Genomic DNA, 18,522 nt, shown 5'->3' on the forward strand with positions numbered 1-18,522 from the left:
GGAGGTGACAGAATGGAACAGCGTATTTCTCATTTTTTGCAGAAATATGTAACAGAGGTGTATTTTCCTAATATAAGGATTACAGATATTGTAGAAGTATTGATTCTTACATTTCTGATCTATCAGTTGATGATCTGGGTAAAGAATACAAAGGCATGGATGCTGATGAAAGGAATCCTTGTGCTGGCTGTGTTTATTCTTGTTGCCGCAATTTTCCAGATGCATACGATTTTGTTCCTTGCCAAGAACGCAGTTACGGTTATGGCGACGGCAGCAGTTGTCGTTTTCCAGCCGGAACTTCGTAGAGCTTTGGAAAAGCTGGGAGAAAAAAGTGTACTTTCTTCTATGGTTCCGTTTGATACGACAAGAGACAGAGTGCGGTTCAGCGAGGATACGATCACAAGTATTGTAGAAGCTTCTTATAGTATGGGAAGTGTGAAGACAGGTGCGCTGATCGTAGTAGAGCAGGCAATCCGTCTGACAGAGTACGAGAGTACAGGAATTCATTTGGACTGCCTGATTTCCAAACAGGTTCTGGAACAGATTTTTGAACATAATACACCACTTCATGACGGTGCGATTATTGTGCGTGGAGACAGAATTGTGTCGGCAACCTGTTATCTGCCGTTGTCGGACAACATGGAACTTAGCAAAGATCTGGGAACAAGACATCGTGCAGCTGTGGGGATGAGCGAAGTCAGTGATGCAGTGATCATTGTTGTTTCTGAGGAAACAGGTGCTGTTTCAGTTGCGCACAGTGGAAAACTTCTTCGTGATATTACACGAGAGGAATTAAGAGCGAGTCTGGAACAGATCCAGAACCGCAAGGTGGAGTCCGGTAAATGGTATTCTTTGCGGAAAGGAAGGCGTAAGAATGAGAACAAGACTGTCGAATAATTTTAGTCTTAAGATATTAGCCTTTCTGGCTGCAGGTTTGTTGTGGCTTATAGTGGTTAATATTGATGATCCGATCATGGATCAGAATTTCAGTAACATTCCTGTAACAGTGATCAATACAGAAGTGCTTGCTTCAGAGGATTCTCCAAAGACGTATCAGATTCTGGATGATACACAGAATGTTACAGTTACGGTAAAGGCAAAACGTTCTGTTTTGAGTAAATTAAGTGCAAATGATATCACTGCTGTTGCTGATATGAAGGAACTTACATTGGAGACACAGATACCGATTGAAGTTACGGTGAAAAATTATAAAGTAGCGGATGCATATGCGACACCACGCAATATGCAGGTGAAACTGGAAGATGAGGAGACAAAGAAATTCCCAATCGTTCCAAAGACAACAGGTACGGTACGTGATGGATATGTTTTAGGACAGATTGAGGCTATGCCGGAGAAAGTATCGATCCGTGGACCGAAATCCGTAATTGATAAGATCAGTAAAGTAGAAGCTACAGTCAGTGTGTCTGGTTTATCCAAGACATCAACGCTGGAATCTGAGCTGAAACTATATGATGAAGATAACAATGAGATTGACCAGAATCTCTTGAGCAATAATCTTGGTACAGAAGGTGTAGACATTCACGTTGAACTGCTTCGTACAAAAAACGTACCGTTGAATTTTGACACTTCAGCGATCCAGGCAGCAAATGGTTATGAATTTTCAAATATTAAATACGAACCGAAAGAGATCAGTGTGTCAGGAGATGTTGATAAGCTTCAGCAGCTATCAGAGATTCAGATTCCGGCGTCAGCGCTGGCAATGGAAAATCTGAAAGAAAAGACAGAAAAGGTTATAGATGTTTCGGAGTATCTTCCGGATGGAATCGTACTGGCTGATGAGAATGCAAATTCTGTGGCAGTAACGATCCTGATAGAAAAGGACGGAACAAAATCTTTCGAAATATCGGTAGGTTCTGTATCGGTTCTGAATCTTGACAGTGATTTGTCTATCAATTATGAATCCGCAGATGCACTGGATATTCAGATTCGTGGACCGGAAGATGCGCTCAATAAGATAAATATCGATGAAAGTGTAAGTATTGATCTGGCAAAATATACGGAACCCGGAACTTATAATGTTCCAATTCAGGTATCACTTCCGGAACATTGTACGTTGGAGAAGAGTATGAGCATTAAAGTAGTGCTTGAAAATAAAGCGAAGGCGAATGTCAAGGACGAAGAAAAAACGAAAGAAAACAATTAAGAGAAAGGCAACAATATGTTAAAGCAGGAAGTAACGATCAGTAATCCGACGGGGCTTCATCTGAGACCTGCGGGGGTATTCTGTAATACGGCGAGCTATTATAACTGCAAAGTGCTGTTTCAACATGAAGAGACAGTAGCAAATGCAAAAAGTGTGCTGAGTGTGCTTGGAGCATGTATAAAAAAAGGGGATAAGATTGTCTTAATCTGCGACGGCGAAGACGAAGCTGATGCAATGAAAGCGATGGTCAGCGCTGTAGAAGACGGATTGGGAGAGTAAAAGTAAAAACAGTTTTTCCAACAGGAAAAACTGTTTTTTGTTAAGGAACTCGGATATACAGAAGGGAGATAAATAATGGCTAAGGATATAGATGAATTGTATAATGAATTAGATCATTTGCCAAATCAGGAACGAAAATACAAGAGAAGCAGGAAAGGATACAGTGAAGATCTGTATGATGATTTCTACAGTCAGGATCTGTATGATGAATATAGCAGACGGTCTGGAAAACAGAGATATTGCGATACGGATCCGTATACAACAGGACGGAGATACCGTGATGCAGATCCGTATACAGCAAGATCCGGTAATCAGAAGAGAAGAAAACGTAAAAAACGCCGGGATGACTGGAGACCGGTAAAGATTGGTGCAGTTTCTCATTTGTTGTGGATTCTGCAGGTTCTTGCTTCCATTGCAGCTTTTGGTTCCATGATTATTCTTGGAATTTTACCGGTGCCATATATGGTGGGATTTGCAGCGATATTGCTGATATTTGCATGTATCGTTAAGATTATGCAGATGCGGGCTGTGCGTTACGGGAAACGCAGAGTGAATGGCAGATGGAAAAAGAAATCAACCGGAAAATGGATTTCTCTTGTGACGGCGGCGTTGATGTGTATTCTCTGCTTTTATGGATTAAAAGTTAATTCGGCGCTGGATACGATCGCAATTGGTGAAGAAAGCGGTAAATACACGGAAGAAAAATCAATTGATGTAATACAAAAGCCGTTCAACGTTTATATCAGCGGTATTGATGTTTATGGTAATATTAATAAAAAGAGCCGTAGTGATGTGAATCTGATTGCAACTGTGAATCCACAGACACATAAGATTCTTCTTACGACAACACCGAGGGATTATTATGTGACGATTCCGGGGGTGTCCGGAACACAAAAGGACAAGCTTACGCATGCAGGAGTATATGGAATCGACACATCGATTGCAACTTTGGAAAATCTATATGATATAGAGATTCCGTTTTTTGTACGTGTAAACTTTTCTTCGGTAGAAAATATCGTGGATATTATGGGAGGAGTAGATGTAGAATCCAAACTGGCATTTACAACAGGAAAAGAATCCGGAACAGTAGTGGATGTAAAAAAAGGAACGAATCATTTTAATGGAAAGCAGGCGCTGGCGTTTGTAAGAGAACGACATGCCCTGGCAGCGGGAGATAATCAGAGGGGGAAAAACCAGCAGGCGCTTCTGACTGCACTGATTCATGAAGCGATGTCTCCGGAGATCGTCTTACATGCAAACAGTATAATCAACAGCGTGGCAGGAAGCGCAGATACGAATATGTCTGAGAATCAGATCAAGTCGCTGATCCGCATGCAGCTTGGCACAATGAAAGGCTGGGATGTTCAGTCTGTGGCGGCGGAAGGAGATTCCAGCGGAAAACAGTATTGCTATTCTTATAAAGGAAAAGCGTTATATGTAACTGTTCCATATGAAAGTTCTGTGTCAAAAATTAAAAAGAAAATGAGGAGGGCTTTGCAATGAAAAATAAGAAAATAAGGCAGATGTTTGCAATGACATTAACAGGTGTGATGCTGTGTACTTTGCCGGTCTGTGCGGCAGAGCCCGCAGAAAATACAGAAACGGCGGAAACTGCGGAAATGCAGAGCCCGGATTCGGCAAAGACGGAAACATCAGAAAAAACGGAAGAGCCTGCGAAGCAGGATGAAGAGACAAAAGAGCTGGTACAGGAGTATACAGGCTGGCTCAAGGAGAACAAAGCAAGAGCGGTGACAGGAACTTACAGCAGTGAACTGAAGAAATTTCCTGCTGATTATCAGAAGCTGCTTGCCACACTTCATAAAGCACATCCAAACTGGATGTTTATTGCGAAAAATACAGGGCAGGACTGGAATGAAGTCGTGGCTAAGGAAAGTATTTCTGGTGGAAAGAGCAGCACGAATAACAGTCTTCTGCCGAAGACAGCAGGAAGCCTTCTGCTCAGTAAAAAGAGTACAGATTATAATGCTTCTACAGGAGCCTACATAGGAAAGGATGGACCAAACTGGGTATCGGCAAGCAGACCGGCAGTTACTTATTATGCAGATCCAAGGAATTTTCTGACGGATCGATATATTTTCATGTTTGAAGCGTTGAATTATAATTCCAAATATCATACATTGACTGGTGTGGAAAATATTTTAAAAGGGACAGATCTTTATAAAAAGAAGATCAGTTATCTGGACAAAAAAGGAAAAACATTTAATTTGAAACGGACGTATGGCGAGACGATTCTTGCTGCCGGTGCAAATGCGGGCGTCAGTCCACTGTTCCTGACATCCAAGATCCGGCAGGAGACAGGCGCTAAGCTGACAAATGGAAGTATTTCCGGCAAATATTCCTATGGCAGGAAATCTTACCGTGGATATTATAATTACTATAATATAGGTGCAGTGCCGGGAGGAGCTACCGGTTCAGCGGTTGCCAATGGTCTTATTTTTGCAAAGGGCGGATCGAGCGGGAAGAACACTTCCTATACAAGACCGTGGATGTCTCCGGTCAGTTCCATTACCGGAGGGGCGCAATGGATCGCAGAAAAATTCATCAAGCGCGGACAGAATACGATTTATTATGAACGCTTTAATACAATTGTAAAACCATATTACAGCCATCAGTATATGCAGAATCTGACGGGAGCGGCAGCGGAAGCAAATTCTACTTATAATACATATAACAATATGAATATTGTCAATGATGCTTATGTATTTTACATTCCGGTTTATAAAAATATGCCGTCACAGGGAGCGACCGTGACGATTTCTAAATCTGTGAAGAGTGGAACTGTTACAACGAATGTCACGCTACGCAAAGGCGTTTCGTCCAGTACGCCTTCACTTGGCACGATACCGAAAGGAAAGAAAGTGACAGTCAGTGGCGGAAAATATACGGACAAGAGTTTGGCGGTTTCCACGCAGGAGGCAAATCCGTACTGGATGAAAGTAACGTATGCCGGAAAGACAGGTTATGTATCCAGCCGTTATCTGCAGATGAATACGAACACGAAGATTGTGGCAGGCAATACAAAACAGCTTAGCGCAAAATCTTCAAAAGCAGGAAAGATTTATTATGAGACAAGTAATCCGGCAGTGGCAACTGTGAATGACAGTGGTAAAGTCACAGGAAAGAAAGCCGGAAAATGTATGATCTATGCAGTGACAAGTTCCGGAAAAGCAGTTGATGCTATTGGAATTGAAGTGACGAAAAAGAGCGGTTCTTCGAATGACAAACCAACGCCAAAACCAGATCCAAAGCCTGCACAGGCAAAAACATATTCAACATACCAAGCAACAACAAACGTTAACTACCGGACAGGAGCCGGAACAAAGTATGCGACGAAAGGAACACTGAAAAAAGGACAAAAGATCAATGTAGAAAACGGCTATTCCAAAAAGGCGGACGGTTATACGTGGTATCGCTTTAAGATGAACGGTAAAAAATATTATGTTGCTTCAAAATACCTGAAAAAGGTAACAGCGGCAAAGAAAACATATACAAAATATGTGACAACAACAAGTGTCAATTACCGGACAGGAGCCGGAACGAAGTATGCGACGAAGGGAACTTTGAAAAAAGGACAGAAGCTCAACGTAGAAAACGGCTATTCCAAAAAGGCAGATGGATATAAGTGGTATCGCTTTAAAATGAATAGCAAAAACTATTACATTGCGTCAAAGTATTTGAAAAAAGCATAAAAATATTTACATAAAAAAAGGAATGAAACGGCATCGTGTAATCCCATGGGAGAGCGCGGTGCCGTTTGTCGTGCCGATAAACCTTGAAATATCGTACATATTCGTATATAATGTTACAGGTATATTAAATATATGCGTATTTTGAGGTGGCTGAATGAAAAAACATTTGCATAAATTTGAGACAACATTGTGGTTATTTATAAAATTTATTTTCTATATATCTTTAATGATGGCGTTTGTCCGTATCATGGGAAGAGAGAGTATCGGACTGACCAGATTGTCCCGTACACTTGGAATTACTGTATCAACATTCGCGATTGTTGGATTGCTGTTCCTGTCTGTATACGGGAAATATGATGTGGGGCGCAGAAAGAGTAAGCCGATCATCTATTCACTGACACTTGCCGTGATCTGCACAGATATTGTTACTTATCTGCAGTTAATGATCATGAGAACCAATGTACCGAGCGTATGGCAATTCCGTCTGAACAGTCTGGGACTTTTAGGACTCGCTCTTTGTGTACAGCTTGTTCTCATTATCTTTTTTTCATATGCGGGAAACTGGTTGTTTTTCCTGATCCACAAGCCGGAACAGTGTTGCGTGATCACATCTTCACAGCGCAGGCTGGACGAGCTTGTATTTTCTATGCAAAAATTCAAAAAGCAATATCAGATTTCGTCTGTTGTGGATTATCGCAATCCGGATAAGCGAAAGTATATCAAAGAAGCGCAGACTGTATTCGTATATGATGTACCGGTAGAAGCGCGTACAGATATTATGCGCTGGTGCTATCAGTACAATGTGAATCTTTATTTCAATCCGGAGATCGAAGATATTATGGAACTGAATGCGGAACAATATGTGTTGAATGATGTATATCTGCTGAATAAGAATGTAAAAGCACTTACTATGGAGCAGAGAATTGTAAAACGGAGCATGGATATTGTTCTGTCGCTTGTGCTAGGAATTTTATCTTCCCCGTTCTGGATCCTTGGAAGTCTTGCAGTGAAACTTAATGATGGAGGGCCGGTTCTTTTTAAACAGGAGAGAGCGACCATTCACGGCAAGCGTTTTGAAGTGTATAAGCTTCGCACCATGAAGCCGAATAATGATAACCATTCCGTTACAAAGGATGATGACCGTATCACGAAGCCGGGCAAGTTTCTTCGCAGAACAAGAATTGATGAACTTCCACAGCTTTTAAATGTATTAAAAGGTGATATGACATTTGTTGGTCCGAGACCAGAGATGATCAAAAATGTAAAGGAATATACCGAAGAACTTCCGGAATTTGAGTACCGTCTCCGCATGAAAGCCGGTTTGACCGGGTATGCGCAGATCCGAGGCAAGTATAATACGACACCGAAAGATAAGCTGATCATGGATATGATGTATATTGAACAGTTCAGTATACTGAAAGATATCCAGCTTATTTTCCAGACGGCAATTGTATTACTGAAATCAGACAGTACAGAGGCGTTTGATAAGAACAACAAACACTGTCCGTATAAATTTGAAAAATGGAAAGAAAAAAAACATGGTAAAAATAATTAAAATAGGTACGGCAGGGCTGCAGCTTTTATATAATGGTATGAAATTATTGCCGACACAGAAAAAAATTGTCATGCTCAGCCGGCAGAGTAATGAGCCATCGGACGAATTCCGTATGGTGGAACATGAACTCTTAAAACAAAACAAAAGTGTTAAGGTTGTGTTGCTGTGTAAAACACTGGATGGGGGCGTGGATTCCAGCCTTTTCGGAAAGATTCGTTATGGTTTCCATATGCTGACGCAGATGTACCATCTTGCAACCGCACAGGTAGCGGTGCTGGATACTTACTGTATTCCGGTCAGCCTGCTAAAACATAAAAATTCGCTGACGGTTATCCAGATGTGGCATTCCATGGGAACAATGAAAAAGTTCGGCTATACAGCACTGGATACAGCAGAAGGCAGCAGACGCGAGATAGCCGAAGCAATGAAGATGCATCAGAATTATGATTATGTATTTGCGAGTGCAGATGCGTACAAGGATCATCTGGCAAAAGGATTCCGCTGTGAGATTGAAAAAATCGTCACTATGCCGCTTCCAAGACTGGATCTGCTAAACAGCAGGTCTTATCAGGAAAAGACAAAAGAGAAGATATATGCAAAATATCCGAAACTGAAAGAAAAGCCGGTGATTTTATACATTCCGACATTTCGGAAAGATGAGACAGCATTTGGTCCGGCACTTGAAAAATTGATTCATGCAGTCGATACAGACAGATATAATCTGGTTGTGAAATTACATCCGCTGTCGAAGATGAAGCTTCAGAATGAGACCATGAGCGCTGACGGATTTTCAAGTTTTGAGATGCTGTCCGTAGCAGATTATGTAGTCAGTGATTATTCCTGTATTATATACGAAGCAGCAGTACTCGGCATTCCGCTGTATTTCTATGATTTCGACATGGATTTTTATAAAAATGGCAGAGGACTTGCGATTGACTATGAAAACGAACTGCCGGGTGTGATATCCGAAGATGCAGCTGAGATCGTGCGTGCGATCGAAGAAGACTCTTATGATAAGAAAGCCTTAAAGCAGTTTGCAGATAAATATGTAACACCAACAGAACATGCAACAAAAGACATTGCAGATTTTATATTTCGATTTATTAAATAAACGGAGGAACGAAGATGAACAGAGTTTTAGAAGACGATTTAAAGACAATTATTGCAGAAGATCTTTCATGGGAGAAACTGAAAAATAAAACCGTAATGATTACCGGTGCAAGCGGTATGGTAGGTTCTTATATGTTATATGTACTCCTGATGCTCAACGATGAGAAGCATTATGGTATTAAAGTGGATGCTGTTATGAGAAATGTAAATAAACTTCCGGAAGAGATCAGAAACCGTGAAGATGTGAATGTTGTAGTAGCTGATGTGACAAAAGATATCCCGGATGTCGGAGATATTGATTATATTATCCATGCAGCAAGTCCGGCAAGTCCGCTTATTATGCAGAACCAGCCGGTGGAGACAATTGCCGCAAATACAATCGGAACATTTAAAACACTGGAACTTGCAAAAGAGAAAAATGCAGAAGGATATCTCTTTATTTCATCCAGAGAGATCTACGGACAGCCGGATGAAGGACAGGAATTCTTCTATGAGAATACTTACGGATTTGTAGACCAGTTGAATCCAAGATCCTGCTATTCCGAAGGAAAGAAAGCAGCAGAGACGATGTGCGTATGCTTCCATGAAGAGTATGGCTTGAATACAAAGATTGCCAGACTGGCACACACATACGGACCGGGAATGTCTATTTATGATGGACGTGTACAGGCAGATTTTCTGAAAAATGTATATCATAATGAAAACATTGTATTGAAGAGTGAAGGAACAGCAGTCAGAACTTATACTTATATTGCGGATGCTATCGCAGGTATGTACCGGATTCTGTTAGATTCGGAAGATATTGTATATAATATTGGTAATGAAGCAGGAAAAGTTTCCATCCGTGATCTGGCAGAGATTCTTGTAAGCATTTATCCGGAGAGAGGACTGAAACTTGTATTTGATATTCCGGAGGGCGGAACAAAGGGAACTGCGCCATATACACTGGGAATCTTAAGCAGTGAGAAGCTCAGAAAACTTGGATGGAACCCAAAGTATTCTGTAAAAGATGGATTCAAGAGAACTCTGGAATATCTGGAACTGGAAAACGTTGAATAGCTAATATAGAACAAAAAGAAAAACAACAGGTAAAATAAGGAGAAAAGACATGAGTAAAAATATTGCAATTGTATTCGCAGGTGGAGTGGGAGCCAGAATGGGTTCCGGACTTCCGAAACAGTTTATCGAAGTAAACGGAAAACCAATCATTATCCATACACTGGATATTTTTGAAGAGCATCCGGACATTGACGAGATTTACGTGGCATGTAAAGAAGAGTATATTCGCAAATTACAGAAGATGGTACAGCGCCATATGATCGACAAAGTGAAAAAAATCGTTCCGGGCGGCGCAACCGGACAGGATTCCATCTACAATGCATTACAGGCAGCAAGAGAGAACAATACACCGGATTCAATTGTACTCATCCATGATGGTGTACGTCCATGTATTTCAAAGGAAGTCATTGATGATGACCTGGCATGCGTAAAAGAACACGGAAATGCGATTACATGTACACCGTTATTTGAGACACCGGTCATCAGCGAGGATGGAAAAACAGTAGATGAAGTTCCACCGCGTTCCAAATTCTATACAGCCCAGGCACCACAGTGTTTTTATCTGGGTGATGTGCTGGAAGCACATGCACAGATGCGTATGAATAACCCGGGATATGAAGGCGTCGTAGATACATGCAGTATGATGAAAATGCTTGGAAAGAAGGTTTCACTTGTAGCCGGCCCAAGAGGTAATATTAAAGTTACAACGCCGGAAGATCTGTATACATTCCGCGCAATGATTCAATACAGAGAATCCGAACAGATTTTCGGATTTGCCAACAGAGAAGTTCCATCCGGATTAAAGAAATAAAGAAAGTTTTGACAAACGATACCTATTTGATTATAATAGGTGAGGTGTGCGTAAAAAGCACAGTGACATGAAAACGAAAATAGGGTCTAAATATCTAGGAGGAAAAACGGTGTTTACAAGTGTTAGATACGTGATAAGAGAGAATACGCAGAATATGTATCGTATTTTTTCTATCGCAAAATATGAGCTGCTGGCAGATATGCGTGACAGTAAGCTTGGATGGTTCTGGAATTTTGCCAATCCGGCGATTCAGGTAATGACTTATTGGTTTGTATTTGGTTATGTATTTAATAGAAAAAGCGTAGGGCATATTCCTTATTTGCTCTGGATGCTTGGCGGAATGGTTGTATGGTTTTTCATCAGCCCATGTATTACGGACGGATGTAATGCAGTCTTTAAAAAGATAGATGTAATTACGAAGATGAAGTTTCCGGTCAGTGTTCTGCCGATGACAGTTGTTTTACAGAAATTGTTTGATCATTTTTGCCTGATGATTATACTGATTGTAGTATTTGCATTATATGGTTATTATCCAACCTGGCACTGGATCGGGTTGATTTATTATCTGCTGTGTGCGATTATATTTGCAGTATCGCTTTCATTGACGACATCTGTATTAAATATGCTTGCACGTGACACGAGAAAACTGATTCTTGCATGCATGCGTCTGCTTTTGTATTTAACCCCTATTTTATGGGATATTGACAAATTAGGACATGGACGTTTGATGAAACTGATGACGTGTAATCCAATTTATTATGTAGTACAGGGATTCAGAGACTGCTTTTTCTACCACAAAGGTATTATGGCATATAGTTGGTCTATGGGATGGTTCTGGGGAATTACTTTAGTACTCTTCTTTTTTGGAAGCTATATGATGTATAAATTTAAAACACGTTTTATTGATCTGATCTAATTTACGAGGAGAATATAAGTGATGAGACAGCAGGATATTGCAATTGAATTTAAAAATGTATCAAAAATATATAAATTAAAACGAAAAGATAAAGAAGTAAAAAAGGATGAAAAGACACAGTTCTTCTATGCATTGAAGGACTTGTCTTTTCAGGTAAAAAAAGGACAGGTTCTCGGTATACTGGGAACGAACGGTTCCGGAAAATCTACAATGGCACTTGTTTTATCCGGAATTGCATCTCCGGATGAAGGAGAGATCATTGTCAATGGTGAACAGGCACTGGTCGCCATTAATACAGGACTTAATAAGCAGCTTACAGGTCTGGAAAATATAGAACTGAAAGGTGCTTTGCTTGGTTTATCAAAAAAAAGAGTGCAGGAAATTGTAGATGGAGTAATTGAATTCGCGGAGATTGGAGATTTCTTATACCAGCCTGTCAAGAAATATTCCAGTGGTATGAAATCCAGACTTGGATTTTCAATTAACCTTTGTCTGAATCCAGAGATTATGATTATAGACGAAGCATTGTCTGTTGGTGATAAATCTTTTGCTAAAAAATGTCTGGATCGTATGCAGGAATTAAAAGAAGATGGAAAGACAATTGTATTTATTTCACATTCACTTCCACAAGTGCAGGAATTTTGTGATTCAGCAATGTGGTTGGAAGGTGGAAAAATGAGAGAATATGGTGACATTGACACAGTGTGTGAACATTATGCTGAATACATTGAAACTTATAATACACTTACAAAGGCACAAAAAAAAGCAGAGCGAGATGAAAAGTTTAAGGAACGTATTATAAAAGACAGAAAGCCAGGATTATTTGACAGACTTTTTGGGTAATTTTATCTGTGTTATTTACATGGAAAATGGAGTGTAGGAGTAGGAAGAAATGAAGATAGGTATTATTTCGATTAATATGTTCTCGAAGGGATTAAATTTTGCTTGCCCTTTGCATAATTTTGCTTTTCAGCAGTTTTTGTTAAAAAATAAAATTGATAATACAATTATCAGTTATACACCTGTATATTTTAATGATTTTAATCTCAGACATCCATATGAGTATTATAAAAAAATATGCGATAATATGGAAAAAAACGGAAAAAAAGAATTGGATCCGGATAATTGGCAGCGTTTTACTGAATTAAGGGACGAATATCAGGCGCTATATAATGAACGTGAAAGAAGATATGATAAATTTCAGAATTTTATTGATACCAATTATATTAAAACAGATAAAATTTATGATGCAGATTTGTTAGAAGTGGAAGATCCGGGATTTGATTGTTATATCTGCTGTACAGATGTTATCTGGAAGAAAGAGCCGGGTTTTGGTTTTGATCGCGGTTTCTTTTTGGCGTGTTCTTCTTTGGAAAATAAATGGAAAATCTCCTATGCGGCGAGCAGAGGTGTATATCATAGTGAAAATGAAGAGGATGAAAAGACATTTCTTCATTATATTGACGACATTGATGCTGTTTCCGTCCGTGAAAAATTTCTGGCAGAATATTTAAGAAAGAATATAAGCCAGGATGTTACGGAAGTGCTGGATCCAGTACTGTTACATGAAAAAGAATTTTATTATGATTTTATGAAAAAACCGGAAGAAGAACATTATTTGTTCTTATATTATGTACAGGAAAAAGCAGAGGCTACGATTGAACAGGCTGTAAAATATGCCAGAGCACATAATTTAAAGATTGTCGAAATTACAGATCGTCCAATTAAAGGCGGACGTCTTCAGCAGTATACTGATGTAGAAGTTATTTATAATTATGACATGGGAATTGAAGAATGGCTGGGGTACATCCGCTATGCAGATGCCGTGTTTACAAATTCATTCCATTGCTGTTGTTTTAGTATTTTGTTTGAGAAAGAACTTTTCGTTGGCTTTCGTATGGGAGATAAAGTTACGCATGTATTAGAAATGTTTGACATGTTAGAACGTAAATTTGAAAGGGAAAGTGATTTGATTAATAATCCACTGCCTAAGACAGATTACGAAAAAGTAAAAAAAATTATGGCTGAAAAGAGAAAAGAATCATCTGAATTTATTTTAAATGCAATTCATGCGATGGAGAATAAAGAAAAGCAAAAAAAAGATTATGGATGGTGGAAGCGCAGACAAACATATCCAATTCATTATAACAGCGGCGTAAAAGATGAAGTAAAAGTTGGTACATTTGCTTCGGTACCGGGAGAAACCAGGAGATTTTCTTCGGGAAGTACAGAATTTACTCCTGAAAGATATGCAGAGAATGATGGAATGTTTAAATTACTTTTCAATGGATTCGGATATCATAATCACGTTCCTGCAGGATGGAGGATTCGTTTCCGAATAGGAAAACGCTGGTATTGGTACTTAGAAGATCATACGTATGTTGAAAGAACGGAATATAGTGAAAATAATGAAAAATATAGTCCATTAAAAATTTTCAGAGAAGGTGAACGGATTCCGTTTATCCCACTTAATGGAATAAAGGGAATTGTAGCAGAGGCAATCTGGGAAGAAGGAATGAATTCTTTTGATGTTGTTTATAACGGAGGCAGGAAATCCCGAAAATTACAATATCAGTTCGATGAGTCAAAAGGAACAGTATTTGCCAGAAATGATCTTTCTGTTGAATATCGAATGTCAGAAGCAGGCATTAATGATGGTACATCAGAACTCCTTAATGAACATTATTCTATCCCACATTATAAATGTTTAGGTAGAAAGATGCGTATAAAGGATAATGATAAATGGTATTGGTACATGGCGGATGGTTCTTTAAAATTAATTGAGCCAGGAACGCCGGAAACAGGTGAACGTTATATATTTAAAGAAGAGTCAAAGATTCCGTACATTCCGGCAGGAAATGTAAGTGTTGTTGTATTTGAATCTATCTGGCAACCGTCTGTTTCAGCAAAATGCTGGCATAAAGTTAAGAAGCTGGTTCATCCTGCGAAAGGAAAAGAAAATGAATAAGCCAGATGTATTTTTTGAAATTTGTAATTTAAAATGGGAAAGAATTTTCCTGTCACTTGAAGTGCAGACAAATTGTAAGGATAATGCTACATTCAGTCTGGAAAGAATTGGAAAAATTATACATGAAGAAAAGGAAGGCACAGAGAGTGTCTGTGCGGAGGTTCTGGAAAAAATCCCGGTTTCCTATGAAAAGAAAGAGAATGGATGTTATTATTTTTTCTTGAATATTTCCGCGATGAACGACAATGCATTTCTCAATAATGGAAAATGGAGAATCGTGGCGCATACAGCAGATAGTGATTATGTATGTGTTACGTCTCATAAAACGGGGTATCTTTTAGACGATTATTCGAGAATATTCCGTTATGGAAAAGGAAAGTATGCATATAATATTTCGTTCAGCTCTTTGGAGGACGAAAAGAATTTCTGGTTTTTGATAAATTCTTATTTTATGATACAGAATAAGCATTGGAAAACCCGCCGTTATGTGCAGGAAGCGATGACTTTAAAGGGAAAATTCAAGCGTTTGAATATGTATACTGCGATTGTTCTAATGCGGGCTTTTTACGTTGTATGGTCGCATATCTTTCCAAAGCGTGGAAAAAATATTCTGTTGATGAGTGAAACGAAAGATTATTTGTGGGGCAACCTGAAGTCAATAGATGAAAGGCTGCATGCAAGAGGACTGGATAAGCAATTTCATATTTCGTATTCATTCAGAAGAGCTGTTGGATCCCATATGAGCATACTTAGCTGGGCAGGGCTGATATTCAAGATCGCAAAACAGGATTATATTTTTGTTGATGATTATGTACCGGTATTCGGTTTTTTGAAATTATGTAAGAAAACGAAGTTGATTCAGGTATGGCATGCTGGAGTAGGTTTCAAATCAGTCGGATACAGCCGTTTTGGAAAGAGCGGTACGCCGTTTCCGGCAGGTTCCTGCCATAAGCAATATGATTATGTACTGGTAGGTGCTCCAAAACTGGTTGAGGTATATGCAGAGGTATTTGGACTTCCGGAAAATCGTTTTCTCCCGGTTGGAATGCCGAGGCTGGACGGATTTTTAGATGAAAATAAAATCCAGAATTTCAAAAATGAATTTTATAAAGAATATCCAAATCTGCAGAGTAAGAAAATTATTCTGTTTGCACCGACATATCGTGGCGACGGACAGAAAACAGCAAATTATAATTATGACTGGCTGGATTTGAAAGAGATTTATGATTTTTGTGGAGAAGAATATGTATTTTTAGTAAAGATGCACCCGTTTGTAGATGATCCGATTCAGATTCCGCAGGAATATCAGAACCGAATCATAGATTTTGCATCTTATCCGAATATTAACGATCTGTATTATGTGACGGAGATTCTGATCACAGATTATTCTTCAAACTATTTTGAATATTCTTTAATGGAGCGCCCGATTTTGTTTTACACACCGGACAGAGAAGTTTATGAATTGTCACGCGGTGTGCACAGAAGTGTAAAGGAATGCGCACCTGGAAAAGTGTGTGATACATTTGAAGAAATGATGCGTGCACTTCGAAATAAGGATTATGAGATTGAAAAGGTACATCAGTTTGTAAAAGATAACTATGATGAATATGACGGCCATGCGGCAGATAAGGCAATTGATGCTATCTTATTAAAAAAGTAGAAAAAGAAATGACAGAGGACTGAAACCAAAAATCCTTTGTCATTTTTGATTTTCTAATGTATCTTAATATATAATTCATAAAGTTGGTGTGGAATACAGATGAGATTATGGTATAATCATAGTAATGTGCATAAATTATTAAAAAGGAGAAGAAAAGATGCAGATGAAAAAACAATTAAAACGTATTTTAGCGTTTGTTATGGCGTTCACTTTCATAGTGTCTACACAGGTACACGCCGCAGATGGCGAAAGTAGCGCACTGATGGATATCAAATCTGATGGATATGAGATTCAGATTACTGATTCCGCCAGTATCACATATACTGGTAAAGAAGTCAAACCGGCGATTAAAGTTGTGAGAACAGATGAATCAAAAGAAGAAACAGTTCTTGATGAGAACAAATATGAGACTGCATATTCTGATAATGTGAATGCAGGAACTGCCAAAGTTACTGTAAAGGGAAAAGAAAATGAAGGCGTTACCGGAGAATTAACAAAAGAATTTACAATTTCTCCGGCATCTTTGAAAGATGCAGCGGTTACAGTGGCAAACAAGTCAGCTACATACACAGGAACAGCCGTGAAGCCTGCAGTTACAGTAGAACTTGGTGGTAAAGTGTTAAAAGAAAATACCGATTATAAAGTGTCTTATGCGAATAATAAGAATGTCGGAACTGCGGAGATAACCGTAACCGGAATCGGTAATTATACAGATACTGCCAAAGCAACATTTTCGATTGTAGTTGGAACTTCTGATATCAAGACAAGTTCTGTATACAATAAGGTTAGTCTTTCGTGGGGAAAGGTTACAGGAGCTTCCGGATACAAAATCTACCGCAGTACATCAAAAGACAGTGGATATAAAGCAATAAAAACAGTTAAATCCGGAGCAACAGTAAATTATAATGATACGAAGGTTACTTTTAATCAGACGTATTATTATAAAGTGCGTGCATATCGTATAGTTGGAGATAAAGCAGTATTTGGAGAGTATTCACCAGTTTCGAAGCAGAAAGTAAAAGTAGGAACTTCTTCAGTAAAGCGTACTGCATCTGCATCTACGACATCTTACAATGCAGTTACTGTAAAGTGGAGTAAAGTCAATGGTGCAAATGGCTATAAAGTATATAGAAGTACATCTGTAAATGGAACTTACAAGGCATTAAAAGTTATAGCAAATGCAACCTCATATACAGATAAGACAACAACATGTGGAACTACTTATTACTATAAGGTGCGTGCATATCGTCTTTCAGGAAAGACAAAATGTTACGGTGATTTATCAAAAGCAAAATCCGGTCGTGCACTTCCGGGAACAACAACGATTAAGGCAAGTTCTGAGTGCTTTCAGACAAAGGTTAATTTAAAGTGGGTAAAAGTATATGGCGCGAGTGGATATGAGATTTACAGATCTACGTCAAAATCAGGGAAATATACACTTGTAAAGAATATTAAAAGTGGACGTACTGTAAAATGGACTAATTCGGGCCTGAAAAAAGGACAGTATTATTACTATAAGATTCGTGCATATCGTACAGTAAATGGCAAGAAATTATATGGCGGATATTCTAATCGTTTCCGTAAAGGAACGGCAGGATGGAAATATATAAACGGATTAAAATTATATTATGATGCGCAGGGAAAACTTGTAAAAGATGTCAGCAAGATTATCGGAAAACAGTCCTCTTATGTGATTAAAGTTAATAAAAAGATGAATGTTGTTACTGTTTATGCAAAAGACGGAGATAACGGCTATATTATTCCGGTAAAATCATTTGTATGTTCAGGCGGTGCGGCAACACCGGTAGGTACATTCTATACACCGGCAAAATATCGCTGGCAGACATTGATGGGACCATGCTATGGACAGTGGTGTACAAGAATTCATGGCGGTGTATTATTCCATTCTGTGTTCTACAGTACAAGAAGCAATTCTACATTAAGTGTGAATGCTTATAATAAACTGGGAACAACCTGTTCGCATGGATGTGTAAGATTAAGAGCGGGAGATGCAAAATGGATTTATGATAACTGCCGGTTGAGAACAAAGGTAATTATTTATAACAGCTCTTCGGTTGGTCCGTTTGGAAAACCGAAAGCAGCAAAACTTGCATCATGGCATACATGGGATCCGACAGATCCGACAGCAAGAAGCAAATGTAAAGCTCGTGGATGCCACTAAAAGAATCAAAGAAGAATATGAAAATGGCTACAGACTATTGAAAGTTTGTAGCCATTTATATTATAATACAAAAGTATGTGCAGAATCATTTCTAATGAGAAATAATTA

The 18,522-nt window shown here is 38.9% G+C and carries 14 protein-coding genes; all 14 read left to right on the plus strand.

Going from position 1 to position 18,522, the window contains the following annotated elements; translation table 11 throughout:
* The first annotated feature begins 12 nt into the window (after positions 1–12).
* The 14 genes from cdaA (at position 13) to DXC04_RS05490 (ending at position 18,414) form a co-directional block, all read left to right on the plus strand.
* Complete coding sequence (cdaA, locus tag DXC04_RS05425; RefSeq protein WP_021861643.1) at positions 13–897, plus strand: diadenylate cyclase CdaA; 885 nt, start codon at positions 13–15, stop codon at positions 895–897.
* Positions 875–2,164: a CdaR family protein gene (locus tag DXC04_RS05430; RefSeq protein ID WP_021861642.1), complete on the plus strand. Its 1,290-nt coding sequence runs from the start codon at positions 875–877 to the stop codon at positions 2,162–2,164. The genes cdaA and DXC04_RS05430 overlap by 23 nt, the downstream gene beginning before the upstream one ends.
* A 15-nt stretch (positions 2,165–2,179) precedes the next feature.
* Positions 2,180–2,443: an HPr family phosphocarrier protein gene (locus DXC04_RS05435; RefSeq protein ID WP_021861641.1), complete on the plus strand. Its 264-nt coding sequence runs from the start codon at positions 2,180–2,182 to the stop codon at positions 2,441–2,443.
* A gap of 75 nt (positions 2,444–2,518) precedes the next feature.
* On the plus strand, positions 2,519–3,946 hold the full coding sequence (locus DXC04_RS05440) for an LCP family protein (RefSeq protein ID WP_117538128.1): 1,428 nt from the start codon (positions 2,519–2,521) through the stop codon (positions 3,944–3,946).
* Entirely contained in the window at positions 3,943–6,153 is a 2,211-nt protein-coding gene (locus tag DXC04_RS05445; RefSeq protein WP_118660320.1) for an SH3 domain-containing protein, read from the plus strand. The genes DXC04_RS05440 and DXC04_RS05445 overlap by 4 nt, the downstream gene beginning before the upstream one ends.
* Before the next feature lie 154 nt (positions 6,154–6,307).
* On the plus strand, positions 6,308–7,708 hold the full coding sequence (locus tag DXC04_RS05450) for a sugar transferase (RefSeq protein WP_021861638.1): 1,401 nt from the start codon (positions 6,308–6,310) through the stop codon (positions 7,706–7,708).
* Positions 7,692–8,819, plus strand: a complete 1,128-nt coding sequence (locus tag DXC04_RS05455) for a CDP-glycerol glycerophosphotransferase family protein (protein ID WP_021861637.1) — start codon at positions 7,692–7,694, stop codon at positions 8,817–8,819. Before DXC04_RS05450 ends, DXC04_RS05455 begins: the two co-directional genes overlap by 17 nt.
* Before the next feature lie 14 nt (positions 8,820–8,833).
* Positions 8,834–9,877 (plus strand): NAD-dependent epimerase/dehydratase family protein, encoded by a 1,044-nt coding sequence (locus tag DXC04_RS05460; protein WP_118660322.1) that lies wholly within the window; start codon positions 8,834–8,836, stop codon positions 9,875–9,877.
* A 49-nt stretch (positions 9,878–9,926) separates the two neighbouring features.
* Positions 9,927–10,688, plus strand: a complete 762-nt coding sequence (ispD, locus tag DXC04_RS05465) for a 2-C-methyl-D-erythritol 4-phosphate cytidylyltransferase (RefSeq protein WP_021861635.1) — start codon at positions 9,927–9,929, stop codon at positions 10,686–10,688.
* Positions 10,689–10,797: 109 nt separating this feature from the next.
* Positions 10,798–11,604, plus strand: coding sequence for an ABC transporter permease (locus DXC04_RS05470; protein ID WP_021861634.1), 807 nt, complete (start codon positions 10,798–10,800; stop codon positions 11,602–11,604).
* A gap of 21 nt (positions 11,605–11,625) precedes the next feature.
* Positions 11,626–12,447, plus strand: a complete 822-nt coding sequence (locus DXC04_RS05475) for an ABC transporter ATP-binding protein (RefSeq protein WP_118660324.1) — start codon at positions 11,626–11,628, stop codon at positions 12,445–12,447.
* Between the two features lie 76 nt (positions 12,448–12,523).
* Entirely contained in the window at positions 12,524–14,572 is a 2,049-nt protein-coding gene (locus DXC04_RS05480; RefSeq protein ID WP_243112112.1) for a polysaccharide pyruvyl transferase family protein, read from the plus strand.
* The gene (locus DXC04_RS05485) at positions 14,565–16,232 is read left to right on the plus strand and encodes a CDP-glycerol glycerophosphotransferase family protein (RefSeq protein ID WP_118660328.1); all 1,668 of its coding nucleotides are present in this window, start codon (positions 14,565–14,567) and stop codon (positions 16,230–16,232) included. The genes DXC04_RS05480 and DXC04_RS05485 overlap by 8 nt, the downstream gene beginning before the upstream one ends.
* Positions 16,233–16,389: 157 nt before the next feature.
* A complete protein-coding gene (locus DXC04_RS05490; protein WP_243112110.1) occupies positions 16,390–18,414 on the plus strand; it encodes a L,D-transpeptidase family protein in 2,025 nt (674 codons plus the stop codon).
* Positions 18,415–18,522: the final 108 nt, after the last annotated feature.

The organism is Dorea sp. OM07-5, from assembly GCF_003481355.1.
Classification (GTDB): Bacteria; Bacillota; Clostridia; order Lachnospirales; family Lachnospiraceae; genus Dorea_D; species Dorea_D hominis.